Genomic DNA, 14644 nt, shown 5'->3' with positions numbered 1-14644 from the left:
CAGCAGGCTCAGTGGGGTGCCGCACGCCGTCGTCGGGCGCAGCGGGGCGACGGCGTGAGCAACCTGGAGCACCGCTACGAGGTGCGTTCCCGGCAGGAGCGGTACCGGGGGCGGATCTTCGACGTGGTCACCGAGGAGGTGACCATGCCGGGCGGTGGGACCGGGCTGCGTGACCTCGTCCGGCACGTCGGGGCGGTGGCCGTGGTGGCGCTCGACGACGCCGGCCAGGTGGTGCTGATCCGGCAGTACCGGCACCCGGTCGGGCGGCACCTGTGGGAGCTGCCGGCCGGTCTGATGGACGTCTCCGGCGAGGAGTTGCCGGTGGCCGCGCTGCGGGAGCTGGCCGAGGAGGCCGACCTCACCGCCGGGCGGGTCGACGTGCTGGTGGACCTGCACAGCTCGCCGGGGTTCACCAACGAGATCGTCCGGGTGTTCCTGGCCCGTGACCTCGCCGACGTGCCGGCCGACGAGCGGCACGAGCGCCACGACGAGGAGGCCGACCTTCAGGTCGTGCGGATCGACCTGGACGAGGCGGTCGCCATGGTCGTGGCCGGTGAGATCACCAACGCGTCCGCGGTGGCCGGGCTGCTGGCCGCGGCCCGCGCCCGGGACACCGGTTTCGCGTCTCTGCGTCGGGCGGACGCGCCGCTGCCGCGCTGAGCGTCGCCGCCGGTCCAGCCGGTCGGGGGAGTACGCGCCAAAGGGGCCCCGCGGTCAGCCGCGGGGCCCCTTTTTCGCTGGCTGATCTAGGAGTCGCGCAGCGGGCGGCCCTGCGCGTCCGTGCCGCCGTTGACCAGGATGAGGATGCCGTCGATGACGCCCCAGAGAGCGCCGACGCCGCAGGTCACCAGGCTCACGACGAGCTGGAGGACGGCGATCTTGGTGTGTCCGGTGTAGAACCGACCGGCACCGAAGGTGCCGAGCAGGATGCCGAGGATACCCGCGACGATCTTGCTCTTGTCGGAGACGCCCTGGGGGTACCCCGGCTCGGGGTAACCGGGCTGGTAAGGAGGAGTGGTCATGGGCGGACACATTAGTGATCCACTCGCCGGCTGTCCGCACCGCCGCCCGGCAGATGGGACGATAATGGTGAAACATTGTCCTGTTGGCTGAGGTGACGCTCGACCGCCGAATCTCGGCGGTGCCCTGACACATCGTCAGGACACCCGGGCACCGGGTGGCACTGTGCTGGCCCGCGGCCGCACCGGGCGCGCCTAGACTGCCGCCGCAGGACCGGTGTACCGCGGTGGCAAAGGGGCCGTCGTGGCACCGCGCAGTCGGGGGAGAGCAGCCCCGAAGAGAGGTGTCTGCATCGTGAAGGTCGGAATCCCCCGCGAGGTCAAGAACCACGAGTACCGCGTGGCGATCACGCCAGCGGGTGTCAACGAGTTCACCCGCAGCGGCCACCAGGTCTTCGTCGAGTCCGGCGCCGGGGTTGGCTCCAGCATCACCGACGAGGAGTTCTCCGCCGCCGGCGCGACGATCCTCGCCACCGCCGACGAGGTGTGGGAGACCGCCGAGCTGGTGCTCAAGGTCAAGGAGCCGATCGCCGAGGAGTACCACCGGATGCGTGCGGGGCAGGTGCTCTTCACCTACCTGCACCTGGCCGCCTCCAAGGAGTGCACCGACGCGCTGATCGACCGCCGGGTCACCGGCATCGCGTACGAGACCGTCGAGCTGCCCGACCGGTCGCTGCCGCTGCTGGCCCCGATGTCCGAGGTCGCCGGCCGGCTCGCCCCGCAGGTGGGCGCCTTCTACATGATGCGTACCGGTGGTGGGCGCGGGGTGCTGCCCGGCGGTGTCTCCGGTGTGTACGCGGCCAAGACCGTGGTCATCGGCGCCGGTGTCTCCGGCATGAACGCCGCCGCGATCGCGCTGGGTCTGCAGTCCGAGGTGCTGCTGCTGGACAAGAACGTGGCCCGGCTGCGGCAGGCCGACGCGATCTACCGGGGTCACCTGCAGACCGTCGCGTCCAACGCGTACGAGGTCGAACGCGCCGTGCTCGACGCCGACCTGGTCATCGGCGCGGTGCTGGTGCCCGGCGCGAAGGCCCCGACGCTGATCTCCAACGAGCTGGTCTCCCGGATGAAGCCGGGCAGCGTGCTCGTCGACATCGCCATCGACCAGGGCGGCTGCTTCGAGGACTCGCGCCCCACCACGCACGCCGACCCGGTCTACAAGGTCCACGAGTCGATCTTCTACTGCGTGGCGAACATGCCCGGCGCGGTGCCGAACACCAGCACCTACGCCCTGACCAACGTCACCCTGCCGTACGCCCTGGAGCTGGCCAACCAGGGCTGGCGTGCGGCGCTGCGCAACGACCCGGCGCTCGCGCTGGGCCTCAACACCCACGCCGGTCAGGTCACCTACGGCCCGGTCGCCGAGGCGCACGGCATGGACGTGCTCCCGCTGGCCGAGGTGCTGGCCTGAACGGTGGCGGGCTGACCGGCGGCACGGACTGCGCCGGCGTGGGCACACCACCCACGCCGGCGCTGCGCCGTGCCGTTCGCGGGTACCTCGACCACCTGACCGTCGAACGTGGCCTCTCCGCGAACACGCTCGCCTCGTACCGCCGGGATCTGGACCGCTATCTCGCCACCCTGACCGACGCCGGCGTCACCGACCTCGCGTCGGTCGGCGCCGGCCTCGTCGAGTCGCACCTGGCGCGGCTGCGCGCCGGCGACGACGCGCACCCGCCCCTCGCTGTCTCCTCCGCCGCCCGCGCGGCCAGCGCGGTACGCGGCCTGCACCGCTTCGCGGTGCGCGAGGGCCTGACCGGCGCCGATCCGAGCCGCGACGTCCGCCCGCCCACCCCGCCCCGGCGGCTGCCCCGGGCGCTACCGGTCGACGACGTGGTGCGGCTGCTGGAGACCGCCGGCCCGATCACCGCGACCGGCGACGACGCGCCCCTCGCGCTGCGCGACCGGGCGCTGCTGGAGTTCCTGTACGGCACCGGCGCGCGCATCTCCGAAGCGGTCGGGGCCGCCGTGGACGACCTCGACGCCGACGACGGCACGGTGCTGCTGCGCGGCAAGGGCGGCCGGGTGCGGCTGGTGCCCATCGGCGGGTACGCCGTCGACGCGGTCCGCGCCTATCTGGTCCGGGCTCGTCCCGGGCTGGCCGCCGCCGGCCGGGGCACCCCGGCGGTGTTCCTCAACGCCCGCGGTGGCGCGCTGTCCCGTCAGGGCGCGTGGGGCATCCTGCGCCGCGCCGCCGATCGGGCCGGGCTGCCCGTCGACGGGCCGGCCGCGGTCTCCCCGCACACCCTGCGCCACTCCTACGCCACCCACCTGCTCGACGGTGGCGCCGACGTCCGGGTGGTCCAGGAGCTGCTCGGCCACGCGTCGGTGACCACCACCCAGGTCTACACGTTGGTCACCGTGGAGCGGCTGCGCGAGGTGTACGCCACCGCCCATCCCCGGGCCCAGGGCTGAACCGGTAGCGGTCGACGCCGACACGCCGGGCCGGTGCCGAACCCCCTGCTGGTCGGTGGCGTACAGTCGGCATCGGCGCGGACCTCCTGGAGCGACACGACCGGGGTGCGCAGCGGCGCCGCGAAGGACGTCGGACGGCTCCGACGCCGGGTGGGTCGTCGGGAGGGGGCAACGAGCACATGGCTGGCAACGGTGACCGTGCCGAGACCTGGACGTCGGAGCTCCGCGAGCAGCAGGCCACGCTCGGCGCGGACCTGGGTCCTGCGGACCCGGCTGCCTACACGATGCGTAAGCCCATTCCCGAGCCGATGCCCACCGACCGGCACGGCCCCGCGCGCATCATCGCGATGGCCAACCAGAAGGGTGGCGTCGGCAAGACGACCACCACCATCAACCTGGGCGCCGCTCTCGCCGAATACGGCCGCAAGGTGCTGCTCGTCGACTTCGACCCGCAGGGCGCCCTCTCGGTGGGCCTGGGCGTCAACCCGCACAACCTCGACCTGTCCGTCTACAACCTGCTCATGCAGGACGACGTGATCGCCGAGGACGTCCTGATCAAGACCGACGTGGCGGGCCTGCACCTGCTGCCGGCCAACATCGACCTCTCCGCCGCCGAGATCCAGCTGGTCAACGAGGTCGCGCGGGAGATGGCCCTGGCCCGGGTCCTGCGCACGGTCCGCAAGGAGTACGACTACATCCTGATCGACTGCCAGCCGTCCCTCGGCCTGCTGGCGATCAACGCGTTGACCGTCGCGCACGGCGTGCTCATCCCCCTCGAATGCGAGTTCTTCAGCCTGCGGGGTGTGGCACTGCTGCTGGACACCATCGACAAGGTGCGCGAGCGACTCAACTTCGACCTGGAGCTCGAAGGCATCCTCGCCACCATGTACGACAGCCGCACCACGCACTGCCGCCAGGTCCTGCAGCGGGTGGTGGAGGCGTTCGGCGACAAGGTCTACCAGACGGTCATCACCAAGACGGTGAAGTTCCCCGAGTCGACAGTGGCCGGTGCCCCCATCACGACGATGGACCCGGCCTCCTCCGGGGCACGTAACTACCGTCAGCTGGCCCGCGAGGTGATCGCCGCCCAGTCGGAGCGGTAGCCGGACCGTCCCGTGCCCGAGTCGTGGACTACGGTCGTCCGGTGACCGCGCCACCCCTCGACCCACCCGAGACCGCCGACGCGGCCGTGGTCGACGGTGTGCCGACCGCCGATCCCGCCGCCGCCGGCTTCACGGTGCGGCTGGCCAACTTCACCGGCCCGTTCGACCTGCTGCTGCAACTGATCGGCAAGCACAAACTCGACGTCACCGAGGTGGCCCTGCACACGGTCACCGACGAGTTCATCGCCTACATCAGGGCGATGGGCGACAACTGGGACCTGGACGAGGCCAGCGAATTCCTGCTCATCGCCGCGACCCTGCTCGACCTGAAGGCGGCCCGGCTGCTGCCCGCCGCCGAGGTGGAGGACGAGGCCGACCTCGCCCTGCTGGAGGCACGGGACCTGCTCTTCGCCCGGCTGTTGCAGTACAAGGCGTACAAGGAGGCGGCGGCGCACATCGCCGAACTGGAGGCCGTCGGCGGCCGACGCTACCCGCGCGCGGTCAGCCTGGAGGCCCGCTACGCCGAGGCGCTGCCCGACCTGGTCCTCGGCATCGGCCCCCAGCGGCTGCTGAAGCTGGCGGTGAAGGCGATGACCCCGAAGCCGGTACCGGAGGTCTCCATCGCCCACGTGCACATGGTCCGGGTCAGTGTCCGGGAACACGCGGCGATCCTCGCCGCCCGGCTGCGCCGGGCCGGCACCGCCACGTTCTCACTGCTCTGCGCGGACTGCGAGGCCACCCTGGAGGTGGTGGCCCGGTTCCTCGCGCTGCTGGAGCTGTACCGGGAGGGCCTGGTGTCGTTCGTGCAGGAGCAGGCCCTGGAGGAGCTGACGGTGCGGTGGACCGGCCCGGCCGACGGCGACACCGAGCTGCACGTCGACGAGTACGCCGGCAGCCCGGCCGACCCGGAGTCGGAGCCTGAGCCTGAACTGGCGGGGGCGGGTCCTGAGCCGGCGGGGGCTGACCTTGCGCCGACGGGGGAGGCCGGCGGGTCGGACGGGACGGGAACGACGGAGGGTGCGCGGGATGAGTGACGAGCAACGTCGGGACTCGCTGGCCGACCAGGCCGCCGCCTGGGTGCCCCCGTGGGACCGTCCCCGCCCGCCCGCCGCCGGCACCGCCACGGAGCCGGACGGGTCAGCCGCCCCAGCGGAGACCGACGAGTCGGCAGCGGCAGCGCCCGGACCGGAGCCAGAAGCCGCCGAGCCGGACGTGGTCGTGCCGGACTCTGCGCAGGGTGACCCGGATGGGCGGGGTCCAAACGACGCGGGCCCGGGTGGGCCAGGTCCTGTCGAGGTGGCCGTGGGTGGGCCCGATCGCCTTGAGGCGGCCTCCGACGAGGTGGGCCCGGGTGAGCCCGATCGCGTTGAGGCGGCTGCGGACGACGTTGGCTCGGCGCGCCCGGACCTCGGCGCGGTGACGGACGGCACGGTGGGGGAGTCGGGTGACGCTGTGGGCGTACCCCGGCGGCAGCTGGCGGGACGGCGGCGGGCGACGGTCGTGCCGGAGCCCGCGCCCGAGCTGTCCGACAGTGAGCTGCGCGGCGCGTTGGAGGCGATCCTGCTGGTCGTCGACGAACCGGTCAGCGAGCTGGTGTTGGCCCAGATGCTGGAGCAGCCCGCCGAGCGGGTCGGGCCGATGCTCGACGAGATCGCCGCTGGTTACACGGCGGCCGGGCACGGGTTCGAGCTGCGCCGGGCGGCCGGCGGGTGGCGGCTGTACACCCGGCCGGAATACGCTACGTACGTTGAGCGGTTCGTGTTGGACGGGCAGTCCGTGCGGCTGACCCAGGCGGCGCTGGAGACGCTCGCCGTGGTTGCGTACAAGCAACCGGTGACCCGTTCGCGAATCTCAGCCATCCGGGGTGTGAACTGCGACGGGGTCATCCGTACGCTGGTCACCCGTGGCCTCATCGAGGAGTGCGGCACCGAAACGGACAGTGGGGCGTTCCTCTACCGGACCACCACGTTGTTCCTGGAGAAGCTCGGGCTGAACACCGTCGACGAGCTGCCGCCCCTCGCACCCTTCCTGCCCGACGACGTAGAAGAGCTTGCTGATGCGACCCGATAACCGTTCCCCGAAACCCGACGCGCCCGTCTACGAGGGGGCTGAGCGCCTGCAGAAGGTGCTCGCCGCCGCCGGCGTGGGTTCCCGGCGCGCCTGTGAGGACCTGATCTTCCGCCGCCGGGTCACCGTGGACGGGCGGGTCGCCAAGCTCGGCGACAAGGTCGACCCGGCCACCTCCGTGATCCACGTCGACGGGGAGCGCCTCCAGGTCGACATTCGCCTGGTCTACGTGGCGATGAACAAGCCGCGCGGGGTGGTCACCTCCATGGCGGACGACAAGGGGCGCAACGAGCTGGCCGAGTTCATCGGCAACCGGGTGGAGCAGCGGGTCTACCACGTCGGGCGGCTCGACGCGGACAGTGAGGGCCTGCTGCTGCTCACCAACGACGGCAACCTCGCGCACAAGCTCATGCACCCCTCGTACGAGGTGCTGAAGACCTACCTGGCCGAGGTCGTCGGGCCGATCCCGCGCAACCTGAGCAAGCGGCTGCTGGCCGGCGTCGAGCTGGAGGACGGGCCGGTCAAGGTCGACTCGTTCAAGGTGGTGGACACTCTGGGTAAAACCGCCCAGGTGGAGCTGAGCCTGCACGAGGGCCGCAAGCACATCGTCCGACGGCTGATGGAGGAGGTCGGGCACCCGGTCACCCGGCTGGTGCGTACCTCGATCGGTCCTATCCGGCTGGGTGAACTGCGGACCGGACGGATCCGGCGGTTGACGAACGCCGAGGTCGCCGCCCTGTTCGCCGCGGTGGGTGACTGACCCCCGAGTTCGGGGTACGGCAGCCGGTAGGCTCCACCGATGGCCGGGACGCGGCCGCCCGGGTGGCGTGGGTCGCCTCCGGCGGCGGCGCGCGCGGGTTCGACAGCGCACCCGGGCATGATTGATGACGATTGACAACCGCTTGCGGCGCCAGCTCACCGGGCGATCCGTGAGGTACGGGCTGAGGAGGACACGGTGGAGGAAAACGTACGGTTCGGGCGATGTGTGGTCGCTGTGGACGGGCCGTCCGGGTCGGGTAAGTCCACCGTGTCGCGGCGCCTCGCCGCGAGCATCGGTGCGCGCTACCTGGACACCGGGGCGATGTACCGGGCGATCACGTGGGCCGTGCTGCGCTCCGGCGTCGATCTCACCGACGCCGCGTCGGTGGGGAAGGTCGCCGGCGAGGTCGACCTGCGCATCGGCACCGACCCGCAGGGGTACGGCGTGACCGTCGACGGTGTGGGCGTGGACGCCGACATCCGGGGCGCCGAGGTGACCGGCGCCGTTTCCGCCGTCGCCGCCGTGCCGGCTGTCCGTGAGCTGCTCGTCGGCCGGCAGCGCGAGATGATCGCCAACGCGGGTCGGATGGTGGTCGAGGGTCGCGACATCGGCTCGGTCGTGGCGCCGGACGCCGACCTGAAGGTCTTCCTGACCGCCTCCGAGGCGGCCCGTGCGGCCCGGCGCAGCGCCGAGGACGCCGCCGACGTGGCGGCCACGGCCGCCGATCTGGCCCGGCGGGACCGTCTCGACTCGACCCGCAAGGTCAACCCGCTGGCCCAGGCGCCCGACGCGGTGGTGCTGGACACCACCGAGCTGGGCATCGACGAGGTCGTGGCGCGGATGCGCGACCTGCTCACCGAGCGGGGCGTGGCATGAGCGGCGCGGTTGTGTCTCGTGGCGGTCCGGAGCGAAGCGGAGGAGCGGCATGAGCGAGGGTGCTGGCTGGGTGGAGTTGCGGGAGCCCGACGTCGCCGTCGAGGAACCGAGCGGCCCGCAGCCGGTGGTGGCCGTGGTCGGTCGCCCCAACGTCGGTAAGTCGACGCTGGTCAACCGGATCATCGGCCGCCGGCAGGCGGTCGTCGAGGACGTCCCCGGCGTGACCCGCGACCGGGTCCCGTACGACGCGCAGTGGAACGGCCGGGCGTTCACCGTGGTGGACACCGGCGGTTGGGAACCGGACGCGAAGGACCGCGCCGCGGCCATCGCGGCGCAGGCCGAGACGGCGGTCGTCACCGCCGACGTGGTGCTCTTCGTGGTCGACGCGATGGTGGGCTCCACCGACGTGGACGAGGCCGCGGTGAAGATGCTGCGGCGCAGCGCCAAGCCGGTGATCCTGGTGGCGAACAAGGCGGACAACAACTCCATCGAGATGGAGGCCACCTCGCTGTGGTCACTCGGCCTCGGTGAGCCGTTCCCGGTGTCCGCGCTGCACGGGCGCGGCTCCGGCGACCTGCTGGACGCCATCCTCGCCGCGCTGCCGGAGGCACCGGCGATCGTGGAGAACCGTCCGCGTGGGCCGCGCCGGGTGGCGCTGGTCGGGCGGCCGAACGTCGGCAAGTCCAGCCTGCTCAATCGGTTCTCCGGTGAGGAGCGGGCGGTCGTCGACTCGGTGGCCGGCACCACAGTGGACCCGGTGGACAGCCTGGTCGAGATCGGCGGTCAGACCTGGCAACTGGTCGACACGGCCGGGCTGCGCAAGCGGGTCGGCAAGGCCAGCGGCACCGAGTACTACGCCAGCCTGCGGACCGCCGGCGCGATCGAGGCCGCCGAGGTGGCCGTGGTGCTGCTGGACTCCAGCGAACCGATCAGCGAGCAGGACCAGCGGATCCTGTCGATGGTGACCGAGTCGGGTCGGGCGCTGGTCATCGCGTTCAACAAGTGGGACCTGGTCGACGCCGACCGTCGGTACTACCTGGACAAGGAGATCGACCGGGAGTTGCGCCGCATCCCCTGGGCGATCCGGCTGAACCTGTCGGCGATGACCGGCCGTGCCGTGGACAAGCTGGCCCCCGCCCTCAACAAGGCCCTCGCGAGCTGGGAAACCCGCGTTCCCACCGCCCACCTCAACCAGTGGCTCACCGCGCTGGTGCAGGCCACCCCCCACCCGGTGCGAGGTGGGCGGGCGCCGCGGATCCTGTTCGCAACGCAGGCCGGTGTGGCGCCGCCACGGTTCGTGCTCTTCACCACCGGCCCGCTCGACGCCGGCTACCAGCGCTTCGTCGAGCGCAAGCTCCGCGAGGAATTCGGGTACGAGGGCAGCCCGATCGAGATCTCGGTCCGCCCGCGCAAGAAGCTCGGCCCCGGCGGTCGAGGCAAGGCGCACGGCTGACACGTTCTGCCGTTCCGTCGTTCTGCTCCGCGAATGCCGGATGGGCGCTCCTGCCCATCCGGCATTCGTCTATCCAACCCCACCCTCCTAGGACGCTTCAGGGATGGTGCGGTGGTTCGCTGTGCGGTGGTTCAGCTAAGTCGCGAACGCCGGTGGGGCCTGTGCGGACGGCCCGGGGCTGCTGCGCTAAGCTGTACCGGCTGCCGCGGGGAAACCACGCGGGGGCGGGACGTGGCGCAGCTTGGTAGCGCACTTGACTGGGGGTCAAGGGGTCGTCGGTTCGAATCCGGCCGTCCCGACGCAGGTGAGGGGCCATCTCGGAAGGTCGAGACGGCCCCTTTGTCGTACCTGGGTGACTAACTGAGTGACTACGCCTCAGCGTCGAAGATCTGGTCGATGGCGACTGCGCCGCCCAGGAGCACCGGCCGTAGTTGGTGCCGGTAGACGCTCTCGGTGACCGTCGTACCGGAGTGGCCGCGCAGGTCGGCCGTCAACGAGCTGTCTCGGCTACGCCGTGAGGCGTTGGAGCCACGGCAGTACGGCGGCTCGAGGACACCATGTTGGAATATGGGTTCTCGGTGATGTCACGGTGTTGATCGACACTGTCGACGGGATCCAGGTCATCACTGATGCCTGGGTGGGCAAGACCGCCCGTGCAGAACGCGACGAGGCGGACCGGCACCCGTTCGGATCGGCCGAGAAGCAGGCGGCGTTACTGCGGATGAAGCACGCCGAGTTGGCCGTTTGTAACCAGCCCGGCGGGTACTGGGTCGGCAGCGGCCGACCCGTTCGCAGCCCGGCACGCGATCACCGGAGAGGTACCACTCGACAGCGTCGCACGGGTCGCCGTATTGACCGACGGGCCGTCGTACCGCCGCGCCGTAGCGCGAGTTACCGCTGCCCGTGGTGGTGATGCGGCGCGGCGGATGCGGGGTCGCCCCTCCGACCTCAAGGGCGCTTCGCGCCGCTGCGCGACCGGCCATTGGCCGCCCTTGACCCCCGAGCCTCTGCGGCCTCTCAAGCCGGCGTTGCCGGCAGGCTGCGGCCTGCCCGTGAGACTCGCGCCGCATCCCCACCACGGCCTCATCACACAACCGAGGGCGCGATGCCTCGTCCAGTGTCAAGGTCTGCTTGACCTTGCGCTGCTCAGGAAGATCCAGCCCGCAGAACTGCTTGCCAGAGATGCCCGTCGTCCTCGGGGCCCAGCCAGGAAACCACTTCGATCCGGCATCCGAGTCGGGTCCGGACTGATGGGTCGCGTTCCTGGATAGATTTATCCAACAGTGCGTTTGTGACAAAGAGGAGGGAGGTCCTGTCGACAGCAGCCTTGCCCACAAGCTTGTCGATAACGTTCCAACTCAAAGTGCGGCCCGGGAGATACTTGACTTCGACTGCTATTGCAGCCTGGGCGGTGACGACAAGGAAATTTGTTCCACCACCTGTTCGATTTACCTCGAAGCCCATCCCGACCAGTGCGGCAGCTACTTGCGACTCGTAGAGTTCCGACGGATAGAGAAGCGTACGCAGTACATCTCCGAGCGTGTTGAGGTAGAGCAGCGCGTCACCGGGGGTGATTTTCTTGCTGGTGTGAGCGACCGCGTTTCTCAGCTTGCTTAACTCGGCTATTGCGCGGTAGGTTCCATTTCCAATCAGTCCCTTGTCTGCGAGATGCTTCGCTACCTGCCTTGGAGTAGAATCCCGGATATTCTGCGGAAGGCCGGAGGATTCGGCGACGTATGAGAGGGCAGCGTCGAGAGCCTTGAAGCCCATCATTGTGGCGGAGGTTGGATCAGTCTTGGCTACTCGGCGGGCGGCTTCCGCTTGGACCAGAGCGAGCTGAACAGACCGGGGAGGCTCGTAGCCCGGGGGCCCGTACGGCTCTACTTTTACCCAAGCAGGCAAATTCACTTGGAGCGCTGAGTCGTTGACGGTTCCGGTTGGGTCAGAACTCGGACGTGGATCTGGCACAGGTATCGGGTTGGTGGTTGGCCACTGGTGCGGGCTTCCCTCGTTTGGCTCAGGCTGCGGCCTGGGTTCTTCGTGTTCAGATGGGCGCTCGGTTGAAGATGGTGAGGGCTCGCTCTGAGTGGGTTGCACAGCTTCAGCATCAACTTCGGGCTCGGGCTCGGGCGTCGTGGGGTTGGGGAGTTGATCTCCCTGCCTCGGACGGTCCGACTCGACGGCCTCCTGCGCCAACCCGATGCTCTCTGCCCACTCCGCTTCCACCGGGCCAGCGGTCAGCCGCCGTAGTCTGTCTCCAAGTAGTCCGTTGATCTTCTTCCTGAAGAGAAGAACTACGATGAGAACCGTTAGGGGCCAGGCGACGGTCTGCAGCAGCGCCGCGATGAATTGCCGCCAGTTCACGCGAGGAGCATACGGGTCGGTCGGTGGCTGCCTACGAGGTCTGGGACACGCACGGGCATAAGACACCGTCGGCAACCAGCCGGCAGTGACAGCAACCCAAACCAGGGCTCGGCCAGCGTGCTGGCCAGGCCTCCGCAGGTCACCTTGGAGCCGGTCCAAGTACCGCTTCAAGGTCCGACACCCGAGATGGGTGACCAACTGGGTGACGTCAGCGGACGAGCAGGGGACCTTCATGGAAGGTACCAGCAGATCAAAACGGTGGAACGGCAGGTCAGCGACCCGTGTTGGTTGACTGGGGGCAAGGGGTCGTCGGTTTGAATCCGGCCGTTCCGACGCAAATGAGGGGCCACCTCGGAAGATCGAGACGGCCCGTCGTACCTGAGTGACTACGTCTCAGCGTCGAAGATCCGGTCGATGGCGACTGCACCGCCCAGGAGCACCGGCCGCGCGCGCAACTCGGGCCAGCGTGGTCGTGCCGGGTGTACAGGCGGTCGGTCGGGGTGGCAGCAGCTGTGTGACCTCGGCCCAGAGTTCGTCCGAGACGACCCACAGCGGCTGCTCACCCTCTTCCATCCAGACAGGACGATCCTCGAATCCCGAGGACACGCCGACCATCACTTCGTGTTGGCGTCGATGATGTAGACCACGTCTGGCCCGACCTCGTGGCGGGTCATGCCGGGTACGTCGGGGATGTTGAGCAGTGGTTCGTATGGGGTGCCTTGGACCCGGTTGCGCAGCAGGACGACGCTGCGGATGCCGAGCTGGTGCAACCGATCCATGGCCGGCTCGCTGGGGAAGGTCGTCATGACGTCGCGGATCGCTTGACGGTTGGGTGTGGTGTAGCTGGCCGCACCGTTGACCATGGCGGGAAAACCGTCGGTCGACCACAGTAGGACGTTGAGGTCGGCGCCGTCGTCGGACGGCAATACCATGATCGGAGCGTGCGCGGTGGCTAGCGTCATCGCGGCCGGTTTGGCTGGGGTTTGGGGGTGCTGCAGGTCAGGCAGGCCCTCAGCTAGCACGAGGACCAGCAACGGAACGGTCAGTAGCCGTGCCTCTCCCACCGACCATTTCGGCTCGGCGCCCCTGCGAGCCACCTCGGCCAGTTGGGTAACCAGGCCGGCCGCGAGGATGGCCAGGCAGAGGGTGGGCCACAAGATCAACCGACCTGGTGTACGGGATCCGTCGAACCCGGGCACGTAGAGATAGAGCAGGCGGTAGATCGGGCCGTTCGTGCCCAGCGCGAACAACACTCCGACGACTGCCCCGAACAGCAGCAGAAGCCGTTGCACCGGTGACCAGCGGGATAGGAACAGGCCGGCGAAGGCCAGTAGATACAGTGCGTACCCGCATAGCAGCACTTTCTCAGTCGGTGCGCCACCGAGAGCGGTGCGGGCTTCGTTGTGGAGGGTGCCCCAGGGCAGCGAGGACTGCGGCGCCACGAGAAGTCCGCGCAGTGTCGGGGAGAAAAACGCGACGTAGTCCCAGTCCCGGGTGACTTGTGGGTTGAGCTCCCGCACGTGTTGGTACGCGTATGCGAGGTATCCGGTCACCGCGGTGAAGACCAGCCCGCCGATCAGATCACTGGCGATCAGCCGGCGGCTAAGGCGTGGGCGGTGGATCAGCCAGGCTGTCAGTGTGATCAGGCAGAGGACGGCGAGGACGTACACGAATCCCAGCCCCACGCCGAAGCCTAGGCTGACCTGCCAGGACGCGACCAGCCAGCCAGCGAACGCCCAGCCCGGCCGGACCCGTTCGGCGAGGTAGCCGCGGGTGAGCGAGAGTCCGTGGCCGCGCGCCAGCATCGCCAGGGCCAGAGTGATGCCACCGGTGGAGAGAATATTCAAATGGCCGTCGTGGCCGTAGCGCCAGGGTGCGTAGGCGAGGGCGGCCCCGGCTACCGCGGCGGCGACCTTGTTCGCGCCAAGTTGGCGCAGGAGCGCGTAGCCGCCGAGGAAGGCGAGCGCGAAAGCCAGCACGAACAGGATGTTGTAGCGCAGCACGGCGCCGACCACACCGCTGCCTATCAGCCCTGCCGGGGCGTAGCCGAGCAGGGTGTCGTTCAGGGCCAGGCCGTACTTGTCGGGATAAAAGGCGTTGGTGTCCCACAGGCCACCGAGACCGTGGGTGAGAGCGTGGCCACCCCATCCCACCAGCCATGCTTGGGCCGTCGGGTCACCCACGTCACCGACGATGGTGTGGGCCGGGTCGGCGATCGGCGCGGTCCTGGCACCGGCACTCATCACGCGAATCGCGTACGGCGGAATCAGCCAGATCATCGCGACAGCGAGGAGCACTGAACCGAGGCTCGCGATGCTCAGTTCCCGCCGATGCCCACGGGACAGCCAATCCCTCGTGCCTGAACTGACACGCGCGAGTCGGCCATTTTGTCCGGGCTCGCTGAGAGCGGCGGCTGGTGTGGGGCCTCCTGCCGGTGGTTCTATCTGCGTCATCACATTGACCCTCACTGTTGAACCGCCGCAGTAAATCATGAGCAGGGCGGCGCATAGAGTCAAGACCGCGATCAATGCCGCGCAGGTAGCCGGGACTTGCTTTGTTTATCGAGGGCGTCTTGTCGTGCAGGAGT

The 14644-nt window shown here is 69.5% G+C and carries 12 protein-coding genes, 1 tRNA gene and 1 pseudogene; 10 read left to right on the top strand and 4 right to left on the bottom strand.

Annotated features, from left to right (window positions below; genetic code table 11):
* The first annotated feature begins 54 nt into the window (after nucleotides 1–54).
* Nucleotides 55–660, top strand: coding sequence for an NUDIX hydrolase (locus AB0877_RS17410; RefSeq protein ID WP_366609824.1), 606 nt, complete (start codon nucleotides 55–57; stop codon nucleotides 658–660).
* An 86-nt stretch (nucleotides 661–746) separates the two neighbouring features.
* Here the strand turns inward: AB0877_RS17410 and AB0877_RS17405 are convergent, their stop codons facing one another.
* Nucleotides 747–1022: a TM2 domain-containing protein gene (locus AB0877_RS17405; protein WP_366609823.1), complete on the bottom strand. Its 276-nt coding sequence runs from the start codon at nucleotides 1020–1022 to the stop codon at nucleotides 747–749.
* Between the two features lie 292 nt (nucleotides 1023–1314).
* Here AB0877_RS17405 and ald point away from each other — a divergent pair, with 292 nt between their 5' ends.
* From ald to AB0877_RS17360, 9 genes are all read left to right on the top strand, one after another.
* Complete coding sequence (ald, locus tag AB0877_RS17400; protein ID WP_366609821.1) at nucleotides 1315–2430, top strand: alanine dehydrogenase; 1116 nt, start codon at nucleotides 1315–1317, stop codon at nucleotides 2428–2430.
* 38 nt (nucleotides 2431–2468) lie between these two features.
* Nucleotides 2469–3434 (top strand): site-specific tyrosine recombinase XerD, encoded by a 966-nt coding sequence (locus AB0877_RS17395; protein ID WP_366609820.1) that lies wholly within the window; start codon nucleotides 2469–2471, stop codon nucleotides 3432–3434.
* A gap of 179 nt (nucleotides 3435–3613) precedes the next feature.
* A complete protein-coding gene (locus AB0877_RS17390) occupies nucleotides 3614–4537 on the top strand; it encodes an AAA family ATPase (RefSeq protein WP_124862901.1) in 924 nt (307 codons plus the stop codon).
* A gap of 41 nt (nucleotides 4538–4578) precedes the next feature.
* A complete protein-coding gene (locus AB0877_RS17385) occupies nucleotides 4579–5571 on the top strand; it encodes a segregation/condensation protein A (RefSeq protein WP_366609818.1) in 993 nt (330 codons plus the stop codon).
* Complete coding sequence (gene scpB / locus AB0877_RS17380; protein WP_366609816.1) at nucleotides 5564–6607, top strand: SMC-Scp complex subunit ScpB; 1044 nt, start codon at nucleotides 5564–5566, stop codon at nucleotides 6605–6607. Before AB0877_RS17385 ends, scpB begins: the two co-directional genes overlap by 8 nt.
* Nucleotides 6594–7364, top strand: coding sequence for a pseudouridine synthase (locus tag AB0877_RS17375; protein WP_366609814.1), 771 nt, complete (start codon nucleotides 6594–6596; stop codon nucleotides 7362–7364). The genes scpB and AB0877_RS17375 overlap by 14 nt, the downstream gene beginning before the upstream one ends.
* A 195-nt stretch (nucleotides 7365–7559) precedes the next feature.
* Entirely contained in the window at nucleotides 7560–8240 is a 681-nt protein-coding gene (cmk, locus tag AB0877_RS17370; protein ID WP_366609813.1) for a (d)CMP kinase, read from the top strand.
* 49 nt (nucleotides 8241–8289) lie between these two features.
* Nucleotides 8290–9693 carry a ribosome biogenesis GTPase Der gene (der, locus tag AB0877_RS17365; protein ID WP_366609811.1) on the top strand — a complete coding sequence of 468 codons (1404 nt, stop codon included), beginning with the start codon at nucleotides 8290–8292 and terminating at the stop codon, nucleotides 9691–9693.
* 225 nt (nucleotides 9694–9918) lie between these two features.
* Nucleotides 9919–9992: transfer RNA gene (locus AB0877_RS17360), tRNA-Pro, on the top strand.
* Nucleotides 9993–10061: 69 nt separating this feature from the next.
* Here AB0877_RS17360 and AB0877_RS17355 read toward each other — a convergent pair.
* The 3 genes and pseudogenes from AB0877_RS17355 to AB0877_RS17345 form a co-directional block, all read right to left on the bottom strand.
* Nucleotides 10062–10181 (bottom strand): annotated as a pseudogene (locus tag AB0877_RS17355) (site-specific integrase); the annotation flags it as partial.
* 658 nt (nucleotides 10182–10839) lie between these two features.
* A complete protein-coding gene (locus AB0877_RS17350; protein WP_366609809.1) occupies nucleotides 10840–12057 on the bottom strand; it encodes a hypothetical protein in 1218 nt (405 codons plus the stop codon).
* A 614-nt stretch (nucleotides 12058–12671) separates the two neighbouring features.
* Nucleotides 12672–14336 carry a hypothetical protein gene (locus AB0877_RS17345; protein ID WP_366609807.1) on the bottom strand — a complete coding sequence of 555 codons (1665 nt, stop codon included), beginning with the start codon at nucleotides 14334–14336 and terminating at the stop codon, nucleotides 12672–12674.
* Nucleotides 14337–14644 lie beyond the last annotated feature (308 nt).

Source organism: Micromonospora sp. NPDC047644 (genome assembly GCF_040704315.1).
Lineage (GTDB): Bacteria > Actinomycetota > Actinomycetes > Mycobacteriales > Micromonosporaceae > Micromonospora.
This window is presented reverse-complemented; position numbering and strand designations above follow the sequence as displayed.

What these genes read in the sequence shown, in the direction of transcription:
- AB0877_RS17375 (WP_366609814.1), top strand. Translation starts at nt 6,594, where the DNA reads ATGCGACCCGATAACCGTTCCCCGAAACCCGACGCGCCCGTCTACGAG.
- scpB (WP_366609816.1), top strand. Translation starts at nt 5,564, where the DNA reads ATGAGTGACGAGCAACGTCGGGACTCGCTGGCCGACCAGGCCGCCGCC.
- AB0877_RS17390 (WP_124862901.1), top strand. Translation starts at nt 3,614, where the DNA reads ATGGCTGGCAACGGTGACCGTGCCGAGACCTGGACGTCGGAGCTCCGC.
- der (WP_366609811.1), top strand. Translation starts at nt 8,290, where the DNA reads ATGAGCGAGGGTGCTGGCTGGGTGGAGTTGCGGGAGCCCGACGTCGCC.
- AB0877_RS17345 (WP_366609807.1), bottom strand. Translation starts at nt 14,336, where the DNA reads ATGATCTGGCTGATTCCGCCGTACGCGATTCGCGTGATGAGTGCCGGT.
- AB0877_RS17405 (WP_366609823.1), bottom strand. Translation starts at nt 1,022, where the DNA reads ATGACCACTCCTCCTTACCAGCCCGGTTACCCCGAGCCGGGGTACCCC.